At 34.0% G+C, this 18204-nt stretch carries 18 protein-coding genes; 7 read left to right on the top strand and 11 right to left on the bottom strand.

The window, feature by feature from the left end; all coding sequences use genetic code 11:
- The first annotated feature begins 61 nt into the window (after window positions 1-61).
- Genes ACSBO6_RS13015 through ACSBO6_RS12995 form a run of 5 tightly spaced genes read left to right on the top strand, consistent with a single transcriptional unit; the run spans window position 62 to window position 4675 of the window.
- On the top strand, window positions 62-1240 hold the full coding sequence (locus ACSBO6_RS13015; RefSeq protein ID WP_498843470.1) for an MFS transporter: 1179 nt from the start codon (window positions 62-64) through the stop codon (window positions 1238-1240).
- Entirely contained in the window at window positions 1237-3363 is a 2127-nt protein-coding gene (gene fdhF / locus ACSBO6_RS13010) for a formate dehydrogenase subunit alpha (protein WP_098845306.1), read from the top strand. The genes ACSBO6_RS13015 and fdhF overlap by 4 nt, the downstream gene beginning before the upstream one ends.
- A gap of 22 nt (window positions 3364-3385) precedes the next feature.
- Window positions 3386-3925, top strand: a complete 540-nt coding sequence (locus tag ACSBO6_RS13005) for a 4Fe-4S dicluster domain-containing protein (RefSeq protein ID WP_098845305.1) — start codon at window positions 3386-3388, stop codon at window positions 3923-3925.
- 32 nt (window positions 3926-3957) lie between these two features.
- Window positions 3958-4491: a Rieske 2Fe-2S domain-containing protein gene (locus tag ACSBO6_RS13000; RefSeq protein WP_098845304.1), complete on the top strand. Its 534-nt coding sequence runs from the start codon at window positions 3958-3960 to the stop codon at window positions 4489-4491.
- The gene (locus tag ACSBO6_RS12995) at window positions 4481-4675 is read left to right on the top strand and encodes a hypothetical protein (RefSeq protein ID WP_098845303.1); all 195 of its coding nucleotides are present in this window, start codon (window positions 4481-4483) and stop codon (window positions 4673-4675) included. The genes ACSBO6_RS13000 and ACSBO6_RS12995 overlap by 11 nt, the downstream gene beginning before the upstream one ends.
- A gap of 105 nt (window positions 4676-4780) precedes the next feature.
- Here ACSBO6_RS12995 and ACSBO6_RS12990 read toward each other — a convergent pair whose 3' ends face one another.
- The 5 genes from ACSBO6_RS12990 to ACSBO6_RS12970 form a co-directional block, all read right to left on the bottom strand.
- Window positions 4781-5317, bottom strand: coding sequence for a hypothetical protein (locus tag ACSBO6_RS12990; RefSeq protein ID WP_098845302.1), 537 nt, complete (start codon window positions 5315-5317; stop codon window positions 4781-4783).
- Between the two features lie 297 nt (window positions 5318-5614).
- On the bottom strand, window positions 5615-6139 hold the full coding sequence (locus tag ACSBO6_RS12985; protein WP_098845301.1) for a hemerythrin domain-containing protein: 525 nt from the start codon (window positions 6137-6139) through the stop codon (window positions 5615-5617).
- Between the two features lie 93 nt (window positions 6140-6232).
- Window positions 6233-7741 carry a nitrate/nitrite transporter gene (locus ACSBO6_RS12980; RefSeq protein WP_098845300.1) on the bottom strand — a complete coding sequence of 503 codons (1509 nt, stop codon included), beginning with the start codon at window positions 7739-7741 and terminating at the stop codon, window positions 6233-6235.
- 107 nt (window positions 7742-7848) lie between these two features.
- Window positions 7849-8301, bottom strand: coding sequence for a cyclic nucleotide-binding domain-containing protein (locus ACSBO6_RS12975; RefSeq protein ID WP_498843469.1), 453 nt, complete (start codon window positions 8299-8301; stop codon window positions 7849-7851).
- Window positions 8302-8563: 262 nt separating this feature from the next.
- Entirely contained in the window at window positions 8564-9280 is a 717-nt protein-coding gene (locus ACSBO6_RS12970) for a Crp/Fnr family transcriptional regulator (RefSeq protein ID WP_498843468.1), read from the bottom strand.
- A gap of 245 nt (window positions 9281-9525) precedes the next feature.
- Here ACSBO6_RS12970 and moaA point away from each other — a divergent pair, with 245 nt between their 5' ends.
- Window positions 9526-10533 (top strand): GTP 3',8-cyclase MoaA, encoded by a 1008-nt coding sequence (gene moaA / locus ACSBO6_RS12965; RefSeq protein WP_098845297.1) that lies wholly within the window; start codon window positions 9526-9528, stop codon window positions 10531-10533.
- A gap of 999 nt (window positions 10534-11532) precedes the next feature.
- Here moaA and hcp read toward each other — a convergent pair.
- The 4 genes from hcp to ACSBO6_RS12945 form a co-directional block, all read right to left on the bottom strand.
- The gene (hcp, locus tag ACSBO6_RS12960) at window positions 11533-12822 is read right to left on the bottom strand and encodes a hydroxylamine reductase (protein ID WP_098845295.1); all 1290 of its coding nucleotides are present in this window, start codon (window positions 12820-12822) and stop codon (window positions 11533-11535) included.
- A 155-nt stretch (window positions 12823-12977) separates the two neighbouring features.
- A complete protein-coding gene (locus ACSBO6_RS12955) occupies window positions 12978-13970 on the bottom strand; it encodes a glycerophosphodiester phosphodiesterase family protein (protein WP_498843467.1) in 993 nt (330 codons plus the stop codon).
- Between the two features lie 256 nt (window positions 13971-14226).
- The gene (locus ACSBO6_RS12950; RefSeq protein ID WP_286138273.1) at window positions 14227-15744 is read right to left on the bottom strand and encodes an MDR family MFS transporter; all 1518 of its coding nucleotides are present in this window, start codon (window positions 15742-15744) and stop codon (window positions 14227-14229) included.
- Window positions 15745-16221, bottom strand: a complete 477-nt coding sequence (locus ACSBO6_RS12945; protein WP_098845294.1) for a MarR family winged helix-turn-helix transcriptional regulator — start codon at window positions 16219-16221, stop codon at window positions 15745-15747.
- 272 nt (window positions 16222-16493) lie between these two features.
- Here ACSBO6_RS12945 and ACSBO6_RS12940 point away from each other — a divergent pair, with 272 nt between their 5' ends.
- The gene (locus tag ACSBO6_RS12940; protein WP_180232863.1) at window positions 16494-16991 is read left to right on the top strand and encodes a GrpB family protein; all 498 of its coding nucleotides are present in this window, start codon (window positions 16494-16496) and stop codon (window positions 16989-16991) included.
- Window positions 16992-17019: 28 nt separating this feature from the next.
- On the opposite strand, the gene ACSBO6_RS12935 is transcribed toward ACSBO6_RS12940, so the two are convergent.
- Window positions 17020-17931: an aldo/keto reductase gene (locus ACSBO6_RS12935; RefSeq protein WP_098845292.1), complete on the bottom strand. Its 912-nt coding sequence runs from the start codon at window positions 17929-17931 to the stop codon at window positions 17020-17022.
- A 37-nt stretch (window positions 17932-17968) separates the two neighbouring features.
- Window positions 17969-18118, bottom strand: a complete 150-nt coding sequence (gene mciZ, locus ACSBO6_RS12930) for a Z-ring formation inhibitor MciZ (protein ID WP_142339193.1) — start codon at window positions 18116-18118, stop codon at window positions 17969-17971.
- Between the last annotated feature and the right edge of the window lie 86 nt (window positions 18119-18204).

Here is an 18204-nt window from a genome sequence, read left to right as displayed (position 1 = left end):
AATTTTATCAATTTATCAGGCACTTCGATGTTAAAAAAGTCACATGGAGGTTGAACATGAGATGAGAAAATCCCTTGAGCGCTCATTTTACTCAAAAGTAAGTATGTATTCATTTTTTATTATTTTGCTTCTACTTTTTACAACTTGGATTGGAACAGATCGGTTTTTACACTTTGATATGGCATTAATGGGTTATTTTATTTCTTCCCTTATTTTTGCTGTAGGCTTAACGATCAGAATGTCAGCATGGCTGATCAGACCGGCAACACATCAGGTGATAAAGCGCAGTTTGAAAAATTTAAAACAAAATTCTAGAAAGAAACGGAATCTAGTATCGATCGCAAAAACAGCATTTGAAAATATTTTCTTACAGAAATTTATTTTCAAAAGGGGAATTTACAGAGGTGTACAACATTTTCTAATCTCTTGGGGATGCATCGGTTCTTTTGCAATCACATTTGGTTTGACATTTGGTTGGATGCATTTTGAGCTCGTTGATCCAAATACATATACCATTGTCGTGATGGGTGTAGATACGATTACAATGTCGGCACATGGTATATTCGCTGAAATGGTTTACAACGGGTTAAACATTACAGCAAGTATGGTTCTTATTGGTGTAAGCATGGCAATCGTAAGAAGAATTATGAGTCAAGATGTGAAGGTGACACAGCGAGCAGAATTTGATTTATTACCTTTATATTTATTACTAGCTGTTACAGTGACAGGACTTCTATTAACTGTTTCGTATGTACTGTTAGATGGTTGGATGCATCATTACTTAACACTTATTCACCAAGTAACCGTCGTTATTTTACTTATTTATTTTCCATTCGGAAAGTTATTTCATTTACCAATTCGTCCATTAGCAACAGCAGTTCCGATGAACTATCAACAAGAACTGAGGGTAGATACGAGGCCATGTAAAAAATGTGGGACGCCTTATAGTTCTGATGATCAAATTAGCGATGTAAAAGATATATTATCTGCCCAGAGCTTTGATTTACAACTTGAAGATAAAAGTTATCTTTCAGATTATTGTTTACCATGTCGAAGAAGAATTAGAGTGATGAAACAGTTAAATCAAGAGCCACATATTAAAAGCAGTAATCCAATATCTACATTAAATGGAATTCAAATGTCTGGTTTTAGCAAAAAAAGATCAGATGACTATTATCGTTTTCCAGAGGAAGTACAAAAAGAGCTTAATCAATATAACAAAGGAGATCGTGAAGAATGAGCCAATACATCGTCAAAGAAGGTGTTAAAAACCTTCACAAACCAGGAGAAAAATTAATTACTACTCATTGTTGTTATTGTGGAATGCAGTGTGGAATGCATATACGTGTAAATGAGAAAACAAAAAAGGTAGTTGGAGTAGAGCCTAGATATGATTGGCCAGTAACTAGGGGGAAAATGTGTCCTAAAGGAGTTACGGCATACCAAACTGTTGAGCACGATGAACGAATCCTTACACCACTTATTAAGAAAAATGGTGAATTTGTTAAAGCTACTTGGAAAGAAGCACTAGACCTTATCGAAGAGAACTATAAACGGATCCAAAAAGAAAGTGGAAAAGATGCCTTATCTGTTTTTGGTGGGGTATCTATGACGAATGAAAAGTGCTATTTAGTTGGTAAATATGCAAGGGTTGGTCTTGGTACAAGGTTTATCGATTACAATGGTCGATTTTGTATGAGCTCTGCTGCAGGTGGCTTCCTTAAGACACTCGGAACTGACAGAGGTTCAACCCTTCCATGGCCTGAATTAGAACATACGGATTGTTTCTTTATAGCTGGATCAAATACTGCTGAGTGTCATCCAACAAGTATACAATGGTTGTGGAGAGCAAAGGATAAGGGAGCTAAACTCATTGTGGCAGATCCGCGAGAGACTCCAACAGCTCGTGTTGCAGATGTACATTTGGATTTAAAGCCAGGAACAGACTCTGCATTGGCGAACGGAATGCTTCATCTGCTCATTAAAAATGGCTATGTAGATCAAGAATATGTAAATGAACGATGTAATAATTTTGAAGAACTAAAGAAAACAGTTGAAAAGTTTACACCTGAATATACTTCAAACATAACAGGGGTATCAGTCGGAAAAATCGTAAAAGCTGCTCATATTTATGGACTTTCACAAAAATCAGTTGTTATGTTTGCAAGAGGTGTTGAGCAACAGTCAAAAGGTGTAGATAATGTTTCACTTTATACAGCGATGGCACTGCTTAGGGGACAAATAGGAAAATTTGCTTCCGGGGTTGCTACTTTTACTGGTCAGGGAAATGGTCAGGGAGGAAGAGAGCACGGACAAAAAGCAGATCTTTTACCAGGCTATAGGAAGTTAACAGATCCAGAAGCTGTGAAGTATGTATCAAAAGTATGGGGAATCGATCCAAGCGAAATGCCAAAGCCTGGTGTTTCTGCTTATGAAATGTTCGATGAAATTCAAAAAGGTACTATTCGTGGAATGCATGTTATTTGCAGTAACCCTGCGGTTTCTGCGCCGAATCTTGAACATATTTGGAACGGATTTAGGAAGCTTGATTTCTTAGTTGTCAGTGATTTCTTCTTATCTGAAACAGCAGAGTTTGCAGACGTAGTGTTACCAACGACAACTTGGGCAGAGGATGAGGGAACAACAACCAACCTCGAAGGGCGAGTGATCCGAATCCGAAAAGTACGCGAACCTTTAGGGGAATCAAAGCCAGATTGGGAGATTGTTAGTTTAATTGCTGAACGAATGGGCAAAGGTAACTATTTTCCATATAAAAATGCAGAAGACGTTTTTGAAGAGTTTCGCATAGCAACTAAAGGTGGAAAAGCGGATTACTACGGAATAACATGGGATCGAATTGATAAAGAAGACGGGGTGTTTTGGCCTTGTCCTTCAGAAGACCATCCAGGAACTCCAACAATGTTTATAGATCAGTTTGGAACGCCAGACGGTAAAGCTAATCTTCCTTGTGTTGAATGGAAAGAAGCAGGTGAAACTCCAACGACAGAATATCCTTTGTTCTTAACGACAGGAAGGGTAGTGTTTCATTATTTATCTGGTGCTCAAACAAGAAGAGTCAAATTTCTTATGGAACAATGTCCAGAGCCATTTGCTGAGATGCATCCGGCACTAGCAAGCCAATATGGATTGGAGAATGGCGACCTAGTAAAGTTGATTACACCACGCTCCCATATGGTTGTAAAAACGAAATTAACAAAAGCTACGAGAAGAGATACGGTGTTTGTTCCATATCATTGGGGAAAAGAATTAGCGGTCAATCAATTAACAAATCCATGTTTAGATCCGATTTCGAGAATGCCAGAATTTAAAGTATGCTCACTGAAAATTGAGAAATATAAATAACTTTTGAATGGAGTCGGGATAAATGAATAAAATCATGTATTTAGAATTTGAGCGATGTATTGGATGCCGTTCATGTCAAGCAGCTTGCCGAGAATGCGGTGATCATGATGCAAAAGAAAGAAACTATGTAGAGTATGTTGATTTCATGGAAAGTCGACAAACTTATCCGATGCTTTGTATGCAATGTAAAGATCCAGCCTGTGCAAGAGTTTGCCCTGCAAATGCCATTCAAATAACAGAGGAAGGCGTAGTTCTTTCAGCAATGGAAGAGAAATGTATAGGATGTAGAAATTGTACGTTTGGATGTCCGTTCGGTATTCCTAAGTTCGATTTTGAAGAAAATAAAATGTACAAATGTGACATGTGCTACGACCGCTCAAAATACGATATTGCACCAATGTGTGCTTCTGTATGTCCTAGTGATGCAATTCGTTTTATTGACTTTGATGAAATGCAACAGCTGCGTAGAAGAAGAACTCAGATGAATCTCGTTGAAGGTAAAAAACCACAAGAAGGAAATAAGTGGGAATACGTTCCAGAATTCTTTGGTGTATATTCGTAAAAAAGTTAGATAAGGCGAAAGGAGACTTACTTATGCCTCAAGATAAAAAAAGCAAACGCAATACAAAAGAAACAAATGATGATTTGATTAACTTAATCGATAATTTAAACAGGAATGAAGATTTAAAATTAAACAGAAGAACATTTCTGAAATCCGTTGTAGGTGCTTCAGTTACTCTTGGCTTAGCAACTGTTCCATTTTCAGCTATTGCCTTTAATAAGAAGAAAGAGGATTTAAACAGACAAAAGATTATAAAGTTGCAAGACTTACCAAAAGATAGTTCAATAAACTTTAACTATCCAACAGCGAACGAACCTGCGATCCTAGTACACACAAAAGATGGCAATCTAAAAGCTTATAATAATAAATGCACCCATTTACAATGTCCTGTTTTTTATGATAAGGAGGAATCAAAGCTATTGTGCCCTTGTCACCGAGGATTTTTTAGTGTGGACAATGGTCAGCCTCTAGCTGGTCCACCTCAGCGTGAATTACCATTGATTGAATTAGAAGTAATTGATGGTGTTATTTACGCAGTAGGAAGGAAAGTTCGTCATGGTGCATAAAAAATATTGGATAATCATTATTATAACCTTAATTGTTAACGTAGTGATGCTTCAATGGACGATTGAATCTTTTTATGGAGAAAAATACGATCATGTTAGGCTATATACGATTATAGGCGTTCTTTCTTCTATAGTTTGCTTTTTTACTTACTTAAAATGGAGAAAGAAAGAATATCCAAAATAATCAAGGATAATTGATTAGCGCATGCTTTAGAAGTAATAATAGAAATCCCCCTGTTTTTAATAAAACTGGGGGATTTTTACATATTTAATAGGATAGTATGTTAAGTTACCACTCATTTGTTGCTTCAATTACTAAATTGCTTCCCTTAAAGGATCTCTCACCAAAATGGGTAATCAATATGCATTCTGTAATATTTGATGATTGCTCATCCATCTTGTAGCTAATAAACAGACCAGAGGCAATTTCTTTATTTGAATCATCGAATACTTGTACTTTTTTTCCTTCTAAACTACGTAGTTTCGCCTTTTGAAGAAAAGCAACCCAATGTTCCCAATTTGTAAGAATATAAGCTCCTTCTCCATTAGATAAATAGCCTAATAAACTTTGAGAATCATTATATTTAGCAGTAAGAACTAGAATAAGATTCTTAATAAAATGGTGTATAATTGTATATTGTTTCAGATTTAATTGTGGGGGAATATTAATTTTTAGAGACCTATTATGAGAATCTAAGACACCTTCTAATTTAATGTTACTCTTTGTGTATATATACGTTCCATCTTGGATTTTAAATCCTTGCTCATAAAGAATTTGTTCTATCGATTGATCAGAGCTAATAGCATGTAATTCAACAGTTAACATGATGAATTTAACCTCCTGTTTGGTTTATTCACTATTATTATAAAAGGTAATGAGGCAAGATACTGTGACATTTATTACAGGTAAAACGAGCAGAAATTTGAAATTTAGTTACTGACGGCAGCTTAAGTAAATCATTAAAAATACGACAGTTCCTTACTGGATAAATGGATGGAGTGGAAAATAACCACAAATTGGCGTAGTAGAAAAACACATTTTCAACACGATAGAAAAGGTGTCCCTTGTAAATAGGAACACCTTATGTTCATTAATTAAAACATCAGCATAAAACCGATAGATTTAATCTTTTATAGAATCTAATAAATAAGTTTTTTCACTTTCAGACAGGATGTTTTGGGCCATAGGAAACAGCACCTGTTCTTCTTTCATAAAATGTGAAGTTAATACATGATAAGCTTCAATAACTAGATTACAAATTTCATCAATGTTACTGTTACTACTTATGTCCTCTGTTTTAGTGAGGAATTGGCTTATTAAACTTTTTGCATGATCATGTTCCATTTCCATTACTGCAATAGGGCCATTTTCCTTTCCAATATGGTTAGCCATTAATTCGAATAAATGACCTTCTTCTTTTTGTGAGTGAGGATCTAAAGTAGCTATAAATGTCATGACTTTCGAGCGTAGTTCTTCAAGTTTTTTTAGTTTATTTTCTAGCAAGCTTTCATTTATCAATGCATTTGAGCATTCAAATAAATACAACTTCTGAGTATTTAATAAAGCATGTTCATCCTTAAGTAACTGTAAGGCTTCACATAATTCTACTTGATTAGTATTTCCAATCATATGATGACATTCAAACATAGTTTTTCCTCCAAATAGAGTTATTTACTAACTTAATCATATAAAATATTGACTGATCGTGATGTGATTCAACCCACATTTGAAATGGGGATTTTAGTTTATTTTACTCTTACTTTTGGATATATCACTAAACTGACCAATATAATAAATCACTTTGCCATTATCGTTACACACTTGGGTGATCGTCAGCCATTCTAAATAAATTTCACCGTTTTTACGCTTGTTCCAAATTTCTCCTTGCCAGTTACCTTGATCTTTGAGCTGTTTCCAAAGCTGTGCATAGAATGCTTTATTGTGATGTCCAGATTGAAGGATACTTGGTTTTTTCCCAATGACTTCTTCTTTCGTAAAGCCCGTTATTTTAGTGAAGAATGGGTTTACTTTTTGGATGATTCCTTGTTCATTTGTTATCATCATTGCTTGGGCAGTATTTTCTAATATTTTATGTTCCGTTTTTAATTTTTCACGGAAAGTCATCCATACTACAATCACAAAACTAAGAAGCGCAAATTCGGATAATGCCATAAATCCAATTGCATAATGACCAGTTAAGCTAAAAACAGTTGTTAAGATTAATGGAGGGAAGAAGCCTCCTAAACCACCCATTGCAGCAACCAACCCATTTACAATTCCGGCTTGTTTTGTAAAGTAAAGTGGCACTAATTTAAAGATTGTACCGTTTCCGATCCCTGCACAAACTGCTATTAATAAAACTCCTATTGTGTATAGTTTAATAGTAGGAGAAAAAGATAATAGAACTCCTGAGAAAGTAAGTCCACCAAAGACAAACAATAATATATTGAAAGGATTGAATTTATCTGAAAGATAACCACCGATTGGTCGAAAAATAGTTGCTAAAGCAATAAATCCGGCTGTTCGAATACCAGCGTCAACAGGACTTAAATTAAAATGATTCACTAAGAAATTAGGTAAATAGATTGTAAACGCAACAAATGCACCAAATGTAATGAAATAGAATAAATTTAATGACCATAAAGTTGAATTACGATAAACTTCTTTTACTTGTTTTACAATCGGAACATTTACTTTCTTCTCGTTTTTATCACCAAACAGAAGATTGAATAAGGCAAACGCAATTAATAAGACTAAATAAAATCTGACTGTTGCCTCCCAACCAAATGATTTAGCTAAAACAGGTGCAGAAAATGCAGTAATAGCTGTACCGATATTTCCAGAACCATAGATTCCATTCACAAAACCATGTTTATTTGAAGGGTAATATTTTGGAAGGGAAGTTACTCCGATTGAAAAGACTGCACCACCTATACCGATAAACAATCCTCCAATAATTAAATCTGAAAGTGAATCAGCATGACTAATGAAAAATACAGGAAATAAAAGTGCAAGGAAACAGATGGTGAAAATGGGTCTTGCTCCAAACCTATTTGTGTAATACCCGATTGGAATACGTAGGATGCTTCCTAAAATAACAGGGATGGCAGTTACTAAGGAGACCTGACCATTTGTTAATTCGATATCTTGGCGAATGTTTGGCATGAGTGAAGAAATGAGTACCCATACCATGAACCCTACGATGAGACTTGATGTTTGAAGAGGTAGTTGGATTTTAGAACTTTTCATATAATGATGCCCCTTTCGATGGATCAATAATAAAATTTACTAACTAAATAGTACCAATCAATCGAAAGTTACGTTGTGAACTATATCACACAAAAAGGGAGGATGAATTACTTATTCTTACTCATCAAATTGAAAATTTCTTCGTAAGTAATTAGAAGGCTTTTATGTAAAGAACGCAAAAAATTACGTTTTAAAGCAGGTTCTTTACAAGATAAGTTTTTTATAAATAAAAATGGGATTTCTATATACGACGTAGTCTGAGCCGCTTCAAGAATAATAGAATTGTTTACATGAGTATGCAAAAAGATACTAGGCAAGCAAACATCCCTTGAATTTAAGTAGCCAATTTTATATTGAAGTCCACTCGATTCTTTTATATGTACATTTGCCTTACCGGTTAAAATGATAATCAAATTCTGTTTATTGTGAATAGTTATATTTTCATTTGTCTCAATATAGTGAAGATCGGATGCATCAACTATTTTTTTAAAGAGGTTATGATTGAGATCTTGAAAAAAACAGAGGCTTTTCAAATAAAGTAAATAATCATGTTTATGCAATTTTTTTCCCTCCCTATATTACAAGACTGAGTATTTTCATCATTATATAAAAACGATTGTAGTCAAACTGTGACTTTTCACACAACTAGCCCAATCAATCGTGATCAGATGTTGTGAAATCAATTAGATTTTTAGATTAAACAAGACAGGGCTAACATGGACAAATCTATTTATAGATAATCATTAAAAAAATAAATAACCTTAACTATATAGAGCCTAAGTTAAGGTTACTTATCTTTTAATCATATTACTTGAATGAGAACTAATCTATGTTACATATATCTTTTGGACAGTTATCACAACCAATTTCATCTTTCAGAAATTGTAAGTCTTCGATAATAATCTTTCCGTCTTGAGAATAGCTAATAACATTTCTTTTCTTTAATTCACTTAGCATCCGATTAACACTTTCTCTAGTAGCAGCACAAAACTTAGCTAATTCTTGATTAGTAAGATGAATATTAAGAAGAATTCCGTTTTCGATTAATTCTCCGTAAGAATTCGATATACGGATGAGTGTGGAGTAAAGTGCTCCTTTTTTCCCATTTAATACTAAGTCTCGAATCTTAGATTGATTTTTTCTAAGGTGAGTAGAAATCCATTTCATAAATTCAAATGTCAGTCGAGCATCGTTTATTAGTTTCTTCTCCAAAATTTCTTTAGGAATGACCTGCACTTCTACTGCTTCTAATGCGTAAGCACTAAGCATATAATTTGCATTCTCTGAAAAAAGAGTTAATTCTCCAATTAAGTCATCTTTTTGACAAATGCGAAGATTTAATTCATCACCATATAGGGTCAACTTACTTATTTGGATCTTTCCTGATTTAATTAGATACAATTCTTTAGCATCTTCTCCTTCTTGAAATAAGAAGGTACCTTTGTTTACTGATCGTGTTGATCCGATTGACTTTAATAAGGAAGCCAAATCTTCAGAAACGATTGAAAGGTCACTTTTTCTAATATTATTTTTTTCCATCAAAGTATCTCCGCTTCAGTTATAGTTGAACACTTTTATGCACATCTTTAAACAAGTATTTTAAGTATTACATTTAATATTATAATACCATGCGATTGAATAGCATAGAACTTCTATGGATAAAGAATTTGATAAATACAAAATAGTTTATACAAAAAGGTAGTGACATACATCATACGGTGAAAAAATTTTGTATGCTAATATAAATTAAAAAACGTACAAAAGAAAAAGGGGTGCGAAAAAAAATGACGAATATTCTCGATACCCGCAATCGACCATTACGTGATTTAAGAATATCTGTAACAGACCGTTGTAACTTTAGATGTAGCTATTGTATGCCTAAAGAGATATTTGGAGTTGACTATCCCTTTATGTGTAAAGATGAAATCCTATCCTTTGAGGAAATTGTTCGATTAGCAAAATTATTTGCAAAAATAGGTGTAGAAAAGATTCGGTTAACAGGAGGGGAACCTCTTTTAAGAAAAGATCTACCAATACTAGTTAAAAGTCTTTCAAAAATCGAAGGAATTAAATATGTGACTTTAACAACAAATGGTGTATTTTTGGCAAAAAATGCAAAAGCACTAAAGGAAGCTGGAATTTGCCGTGTAAATGTGAGCTTAGATTCTCTAGATGATCTAGTTTTCAAGAAGATAAATAATATGAATGTGGGCGTTAGCACAGTTTTAAACGGAATTTTTACAGCTAGAGAAGCAGGGCTAGAAGTTAAAGTAAATATGGTAGTAAAGAAAGGTTTAAATGATACGGAAGTATTACCAATGGTTCGTTTTTTTAAAGAAAAAAATATTACATTACGATTTATAGAGTATATGGATGTAGGTTGTACAAATGGATGGAATTTTAAAGACGTTATCTCAAAGAAGCAATTATTCGATTTGATCCAAGAACACTATCAGTTGGAGCCCGTAGAGCAGGATTTCATTGGAGAGGTAGCAAAACGATATCGATATAAAGGGACAAATACTGAGATCGGATTTATCTCATCGGTTACAGAAACCTTCTGCACTTCTTGTACAAGAGCACGCCTATCTACAGATGGAAAGCTATACACCTGTCTTTTCGCATCAGAAGGATATGACTTAAAGAACATGTTGCGTACTGGAGATACAGATCAACACATTTCAACAACAATAAAATCAATTTGGGAAAAACGAGATGACAGATACTCTGAAATCCGCACAGAAGAAAGTCATAAAAATCGTAAAATTGAAATGTCTTATATTGGTGGATAAAAAAACAACTATTTTTGTATAGTTGTTTTTTTTAGTATGTAGACAAAGTAAAAAAATTGGATTTTCAGACTGTTGAAATAAAAAACATTGTCAATATCGAACAATAAAAGTCTAAGTATATATTATTTAAGCAAAAATTTAAAAGGTTCATACTCATGACAGGTTGATCAGGAAGTAAACCAGTGAAAAATAGAAAGATACTTCCTCATAACAGGTTCATGAGGAAGTAAACCAGTGAAAAATAGAAAGATACTTCCTCATAACAGGTTCATGAGGAAGTAAACTAGCGAAAAATAGAAAGGTACTTCCTCATAACAGGTTCATGAGGAAGTAAACTAGCGAAAAATAGAAAGGTACTTCCTCATAGCAAGTTCATGAGTAAGTAAACCAGCGAAAAAAAGAAAGATACTTCCTCATGACAGGTTGATGAGGAAGTACACCAGCGAAAAAAAGAAAGATACTTCCTTATAACAGGTTGATGAGGAAGTACACCAGCGAAAAAAAGAAAGATACTTCCTCATGACAGGTTGATGAGGAAGTACACCAGCGAAAAAAAGAAAGATACTTCCTCATAACAGGTTCATGAGGAAGTATACCAGCGAAAAAAAGAAAGATACTTCCTCATGACAGGTTGATGAGGAAGTACACCAGCGAAAAAAAGAAAGGTACTTCCTCATGACAGGTTGATGAGGAAGTAAACTAGCGAAAAAAAGAAAGGTACTTCCTCATAACAGGTTCATGAGGAAGTACACTAGCGAAAAATAGAAAGGTACTTCCTCATAGCAAGTTCATGAGTAAGTAAACCAGCAAAAATTAGAAAGTTCTTTACTCATGACAGGTTTTAGTGGAAATCAACCAAAAATTAGCCTCGTTAACAAGCTCATTTTTCAACAGTCTGAAACAACTATTTTTGTATAGTTGTTTTTGTAGTGGAACGGGAACTAAAAAAATAATAAAAGAACTTCTCACTTAAGAGAAGTCCCATGGTCATTAAAACTATTATCCTTGTAATATAGTTTTTAAATCGTCTTGTGCATTTGTAATTAATTTTAAGCCAAATGCATCAACTAATACATTTAAAACGCCTTCATTAATAAAATCAGGTGCTTTTGGGCCGATTCGAATATCTTGGATACCAAGACTAAATAACCCTAATAATATAGCAACGGCTTTTTGCTCAAACCAAGAAAGTACAATACTCACTGGCAATTCATTGACACTACAATTAAAGCTTTCCGCTAATGCAGCTGCAATTTTAATCGTTGAAATTGAATTATTGCATTGCCCTAAATCTATAAATCTAGGAATGTTTGTACCTGATACAGTACCGTAGTCTACATCATTAAAGCGGAATTTACCACAAGATGTTGTTAAAACGACTGTATCATTTGGTAGAGAAGTTACAAGCTCACGATAATATTCTCCACCTTTTCCTGGTGCGTCACAACCTGCTACTACAAAGAAGCGTTGAATCTTTCCGTGTTTTACAGCTTCTACAATTTCAGGTGCAATAGACAAAACTGTTTCGTGATGGTAACCAGTAGTCATTACTTCTTCTGATTCGATCTTTGCTTCTGGTAATTCTAATGCACGTTGAATTAATGGCGAAAAATCTTCCCCTATAATCTTTGTTACTCCTTCTAATCCTGCCACTTCATATGAGAAGAAGCGATCAGCATAACTTCCTTTTATTGGCATTACACAGTTTGTGGTAGCTAAAATCGCTCCAGGGAATTTTTCAAATAAACGACGTTGATCAAACCAAGCCTTTCCTATATTACCCTTTAAATGTGGATATTTTTTCAATGCTGGATAACCGTGAGCCGGTAGCATTTCAGAGTGAGTGTATATATTTAAACCTTTCCCCTCTGATTGTTTTAACAATTCTTCCAATGCAAATAAGTTATGGCCAGTTACAACAATGCATTTTCCTTCGATTTTATTAGAAGAAACTTGTACAGGTTCAGGAATTCCAAAATGTTTTGTATGAGCTTCATCTAATAGCTCCATAACACGAATTGCTGCCTGACCTACTTTCATAGCCATATCAATGTGTTCTTGTAAATTAAAATTCGAATTTGTTAAAGTCATATATAAAGCTTCATGTGTTACTTGGTCAACAAATGGATCAGTGTACCCTAATTGAGCTGCATGAGTCCGATAAGCTGCAATTCCCTTTAACCCATAAACCATCGTATCTTGTAAACTTGCAATTGTTTCATCTTTTCCACATACACCCACAATCTTACAACCACCAACAGGAGTCTGTTCACATTGGTTACAAAACATCCTTCATCCCCCTAACTATTTTTAATAATCTTATTATATGGCGGGATTTAGTCATTGTTTGTGACGTAAATCACATGAAATCGCTAAACTAATAAATAAGTTATTTTCGATTAAAAAAATTATATATTGAGAGAATAATAGGGTAAATTTATGAACTACTTAGCAGAGTAACTTTTTGGTAACTTAAAATGATTCTGATTCATTACATCACGTAGTCGGTCAGGATAATCAGTTATGATTCCATCAACACCATCATCTATCAGTTTTTGCATAGTTGGTTGGTCGTCAACTGTCCATGGAATAACCTTCAGACCGTACTGGTGAGCTTCTTGAACCATACTTTTAGTAATATAAGGCATGTAGTTCGCATCAGTAATTTTGCCATCTTGTGGGAATCCATGGACTGGAGAAATTGCATCTACACCTAATGAATGTGCCGCAGCTACGAGATTTCCATCAAAATCATCAATATCGATTCCACCTAACCAAGGCGATTTACCAGGTTTGCCAGGTTGTAGAAATTCAGGTCCGTTGGTTAGTGCAACAAGAGGTAATCGAGGTTCGACTTCATGCATTAGCTTGAGTGCACCCCAGTCAAAACTTTGGATGGACACTTGATTAAGCATTCCAGCTTCTCGAACTTGCTTGGCAACAATTCGAACGAATTCCTCGCGAGGAGCTGTCTGTTCAGGTGCTCCAGCTTCTACTTTCGTTTCGATATTCATCCAGACTTTTTTAGCTTTGTATTGCTTTACAAGTTCAAATATTTCAGTTAATAGTGGCATTTGAGCACCTGGACTTAGTTGCTGACCAGGGAATTGAGGTAGACCCTTTGCTCCACAATCAAGCGTTCTTACTTGAGCTAGCGTTAAATCTTTTATGTATTTGCCAACGTACGGGTATTCCGAATCGCCAACGAATGCTGGTTTTGTGTCAGTGCATTTGGTACCTGTAATTTTACGGTCATGCGTAATGACAGCTTGATGATCTTCAGTTTTTTGTACGTCAAGCTCAAGGGTACTTACGCCAAGTTCAAGAGCATGGGAGAATGAAGCAAGAGTTGACTCAACTGTCAGCCCCAGTCCTCCACGGTGTGCTTGAAGGTCAAATCCTTTTGGTCCAAATGACTTTAACGTATTCTGGTTCACATTTTATGCAAAAACTTGGCTAACGCCTGAAAATACCATAAGTGATGTCATTGTTGCTAAAATTAACTTTTTCCCATTCATTTATAATCATCTCCTCAAATAAATCTATTACTCTATAAGAATAGATGACAAATTTAAAGTTCAAATGATTAAAATAATAAATAAAAGTAAATAAATGTTGAAAAATGTAAAGATAATTAGTTTTTTAGAGAAAAAAATAAGCCAAATCCATCTTAAATCGGATTTGGCTTTAAGTTTATTGCGCTTTTTTTGATCTATTTTCTTTTATTTCAAAAGTTAATTTTTCTTTACCCATTAAGATAATTGCGATAAAACCTAAAGTGATTGGAATTAGTGTCCATTTAAAAGTAGTCGCTACAGAATGGGCCATTGCTTCTGAGATTTTATGAAGTACTTCTGGTGGAATTTTAGCTCTTGCATCAGCGGATAATAAAGCACGTGAGTCAACTTTTCCACCAAATGCACCTAAATTACCAAGTAAATCACTTACTTTATTTTTAAAAACGTGGTTTTGTATTGTACCAAAAATAGTAACACCGATCGTCATTCCTAATGTTCGAAAGAAAGTATTTGTTGATGTTGCGATGCCACGTTTTTGCGGCTCGATTTTGTGTTGAGTTGCCATACTTAATAACGAGAATGAACATCCCATTCCAAGTCCAGCGATAATCATGTAAAACGTTACTGTTGATCGAGCTGTATCAGTATCTAATGTACTTAATAAATACATACCGATAAAGAATAAAACAACTGAAACTAACATGATGCTTCTATAACTAAATTTACGTACTGATTGTCCTGCTACTTGGCTACCTACAACTGAACCAAGCATCATCGGAATAAGAATGATACCAGAATTTGTGGCTGTACCACCATAAACTGATTGAACAAAAAGTGGGATTAATACGGTCGTAATAATAAAAGCAGAACCGTAGAAAAATGCAACACCTTGAGTTGCTGCAAAAAGTTGCTTTTTAAATAAGCTAAATGAAATGATGGGTTCTTCAACTTTTCTTTCAATTAATATAAATGCGATAAACAAAACGGCAAAGATGGCAAATAAAGAAATAATTGGACCAGAGTTCCAATCGTATTCATTTCCACCAAGTTCAAGTGCAAACATTAAACTGACAACTGAACCGACAAGTGTGATTGCACCAAACCAGTCGATTTTTAGTTTTCTCAGATGTAGATTTTCTTTATAAAACTGAGAAATTAAATATAAGGAAATAATACCTAAAGGTAAGTTGATATAGAAAATCCAACGCCAATCAATTTGATCAGTAATATAAGCTCCTAAAAGTGGTCCAAATACACTAGAAAGACCAAAAACTGCACCAAATAAACCAGTCATTTTCCCGCGTTTTTCAGGTGGGAAAATATCGAAAATAATGGTAAAGGCAATTGGCATTAGTGAGCCTCCACCAATTCCCTGAATAGCACGATACACACTAAGTTGAACAATACTATTTGCTGTTCCACATAATGCAGAACCAATTAAGAAAATTAAAAGTCCTAATAAATAAAATCGTTTACGACCATACATATCTGATAACTTACCAAATATCGGCATACTTGCCATAGTAGCAACTAAATATGCTGAAGTTACCCATATAAATTGGTCTAAACCTCCTAGTTCTCCAACAATTGTCGGCATTGAAGCTGAAACAATTGTGTTATCCATAGCCGCCATCAGCATACCTAATAATAGACCTGCTACGACAAAGCCAACTTTGCTGTCTTTTGAAACCACTCAAGTTTCCCCCTTAATTAATTCTTTAGTTTCTTTTGGAATCAATTCATTAATATCATTCCAAAATTTAAATAAAAATGTTAACTCTTTATCATCATACTCGTTAAAAATAGAAGAAAGAGAATCAGATAATGGTTTAAAGAGCTCTGCTAATTCATCATCACGTTCATACACAGGTTGAATAATTACTCGTCTACGATCATTAGGATCTTGAACACGTTCAACAAAGTTGACTTTTTCAAGTCGGTCAATAACACCTGTTATAGCACCGGTAGATAGATGTGTTAACTTAGATAACTTTCCAGCTGTAATCGGACCAGTATGGCAAAGTAATTCTCGACATCGTAAATCAGTCGCATTTAAATGAAGATTTGAGGCAAGCCCTTCGTTAAAAAGAACGATTGAAGTGTTAAATTTTCTAATTTCCATAATTAAAGCTGGAATTAATTCACTTCGATTGACTGGTTTTTCTAACATTTCATTCTCTCCTTAAAATAGGAAGTACTAAAAAAAGTTAACGTAACTAAATATCTTAGTAACTAAAATAATTATAATTCAAAGAAACTAATTAAAGTAGAAATTGTGAGTATTTTAACCAAAATTTAATTTGTAAGAAGTTGTAATTAGTTTAACTCTAGGGATTCAATAAAGAACTTTTATTATGCATTTTCTACTGTTTTTTTCAATAATAAGGTATCTTTTAACGAATGCTATATAAGGAAGCTAATGAAAAAAGTGTAGGTGTTAATATGAAAAAGACTATTGAAATTGTCCCTTATCGTACTTCATGGGAAGAAGATTTTCAGTCTGAAAAAAAGGCAATTGAACTATTATTACCAGAGAAAGTAGCGATTTATCATATAGGTAGTACTTCAATTCCAAATATGTTTGCGATGCCAATCATTGATTTGATGATAGTGGTAAAATGCTTAAAAGAGTTTGATGAATATAGTGATGTTTTAAAAAACTTAGGTTACGAACAAATGGGGGATCAATCTAAGCAAGACAGAAGATTTTTTATAAAATGTGATGATAATTGTAGTTTCCATATTCATGTATACGCAAAAGGGAATGCTGCTGTTGAACGAAATATTGCATTTAGGGAATATATGATCGCACATACAGATCAAGCAATGGAATATATAAAATTAAAAAAAGGACTTGCTAATAATCAATCAGAATATAAAAGAGGACGAGAAGAATTTTTAAATGAAATTGATCGAAAAGCAAGTAAATGGAAGAAATAACACTCCTTCCATGGAAGGAAGGAGTGGCTTAACGATGTTCCTCGTAATTCGTAAGAAGTGTAATTTCTTTAATTTTGGTAATTTGTTGTGAATTTAATGGCTTTGAAAAATAAGCGTTAATATGATCTAGTAATTGCTCTTTATTTCTAGCTCCTACAGCTAATGATGAAACTGCTTTATGTGAAAGAACATATTGTAGGGCTAAGCTATGTAAGGATTGTTGTTCATCGAGAAGTTGGAGAAGCTTATGGATTGTTTCAATACATTCTTGTTCTGAATAGGACATATAGCCTTTGTTAGATAGTTTCTTTTCCCACTTACTTGTTAATAAACCTTTTGCTACAGAACCACGTGCAATGACGGAAATATGATGTTTTTCGAAAAGCGGAAAAAATTCTTCGGGTCTACGCTCTAGAACATTATATTGCATCATAACACCTTGTATAGATGAATGATTTACAAATCGATTGATAACATTTGGACGAATTGAAGAAATTCCATAATGACGAATTAAGCCTTCTTTTACTAATTCATCAAAAGTAAAAATAGTTTCTTCATATTGATCCTCGATTGTTCCGCCGTGAAGTTGGTAATAATCAATATAATCTGTATTTAGTCTACGTAAACTATCTTTTACAGCTTCTTTTATATATGCTCTTGATGGATCCCAATACCATTTATTATCATTTGAATGATTCCAACGGTTTCCGACCTTCGTAGCAATAATCACTTGATCTCTACGACCTTTTAATGCTTTTCCAACGATTTCTTCATTTTTACCGAAATCATATAAATCAGCAGTATCAAAGTAATTGATTCCAGCATCGATTGCAGCATGAATTGTTGAAATCGCCTCATTTTCTTCAGTCCCAAGAGACATACAACCTAAACCAATTTCGGAAATTTCTAATAAAGTAGAACCAAGTTTACGTTTTTTCATATAAATCCCTCCAAATTTAATTGTAGGGAAAAGAGAATTATTTTACAACATAGAGGAGCTTACCTTTGGAGTTTTGAATCCATTCTTGAACAGTTTTATATTGCATACCAATAACTTCGAGCGTTTTTAAAATATCTGTTTTGGAGCCTACAAGAACAACAGAATTTTCCGTCATACACATTTTCATCAGACTACCTCATTTCAGAAAGTATTTTAATGAAATAAATGATAAAATGTATGTGACAACCATATAAATTAGAACAAGGTGATGAA

This window comes from Bacillus sp. AL-1R, assembly GCF_052180195.1.
Lineage (GTDB): Bacteria > Bacillota > Bacilli > Bacillales > Bacillaceae_G > Gottfriedia.
Note: the sequence above shows the minus strand (reverse complement) of the source record. Positions and strands in the feature narration are given on the sequence as shown.

Bases quoted from the DNA above. Each gene is read 5' to 3' on its own strand.
- ACSBO6_RS12985 (WP_098845301.1), bottom strand. From the start codon at position 6,139: ATGTTTGAATGTCATCATATGATTGGAAATACTAATCAAGTAGAATTA.
- moaA (WP_098845297.1), top strand. From the start codon at position 9,526: ATGACGAATATTCTCGATACCCGCAATCGACCATTACGTGATTTAAGA.
- ACSBO6_RS13000 (WP_098845304.1), top strand. From the start codon at position 3,958: ATGCCTCAAGATAAAAAAAGCAAACGCAATACAAAAGAAACAAATGAT.
- ACSBO6_RS12945 (WP_098845294.1), bottom strand. From the start codon at position 16,221: ATGTTAGAAAAACCAGTCAATCGAAGTGAATTAATTCCAGCTTTAATT.
- ACSBO6_RS12980 (WP_098845300.1), bottom strand. From the start codon at position 7,741: ATGAAAAGTTCTAAAATCCAACTACCTCTTCAAACATCAAGTCTCATC.
- ACSBO6_RS12995 (WP_098845303.1), top strand. From the start codon at position 4,481: ATGGTGCATAAAAAATATTGGATAATCATTATTATAACCTTAATTGTT.
- ACSBO6_RS13005 (WP_098845305.1), top strand. From the start codon at position 3,386: ATGAATAAAATCATGTATTTAGAATTTGAGCGATGTATTGGATGCCGT.
- fdhF (WP_098845306.1), top strand. From the start codon at position 1,237: ATGAGCCAATACATCGTCAAAGAAGGTGTTAAAAACCTTCACAAACCA.
- ACSBO6_RS12935 (WP_098845292.1), bottom strand. From the start codon at position 17,931: ATGAAAAAACGTAAACTTGGTTCTACTTTATTAGAAATTTCCGAAATT.
- hcp (WP_098845295.1), bottom strand. From the start codon at position 12,822: ATGTTTTGTAACCAATGTGAACAGACTCCTGTTGGTGGTTGTAAGATT.
- ACSBO6_RS12970 (WP_498843468.1), bottom strand. From the start codon at position 9,280: ATGGAAAAAAATAATATTAGAAAAAGTGACCTTTCAATCGTTTCTGAA.
- ACSBO6_RS12990 (WP_098845302.1), bottom strand. From the start codon at position 5,317: ATGTTAACTGTTGAATTACATGCTATTAGCTCTGATCAATCGATAGAA.
- mciZ (WP_142339193.1), bottom strand. From the start codon at position 18,118: ATGAAAATGTGTATGACGGAAAATTCTGTTGTTCTTGTAGGCTCCAAA.
- ACSBO6_RS13015 (WP_498843470.1), top strand. From the start codon at position 62: ATGAGAAAATCCCTTGAGCGCTCATTTTACTCAAAAGTAAGTATGTAT.
- ACSBO6_RS12940 (WP_180232863.1), top strand. From the start codon at position 16,494: ATGAAAAAGACTATTGAAATTGTCCCTTATCGTACTTCATGGGAAGAA.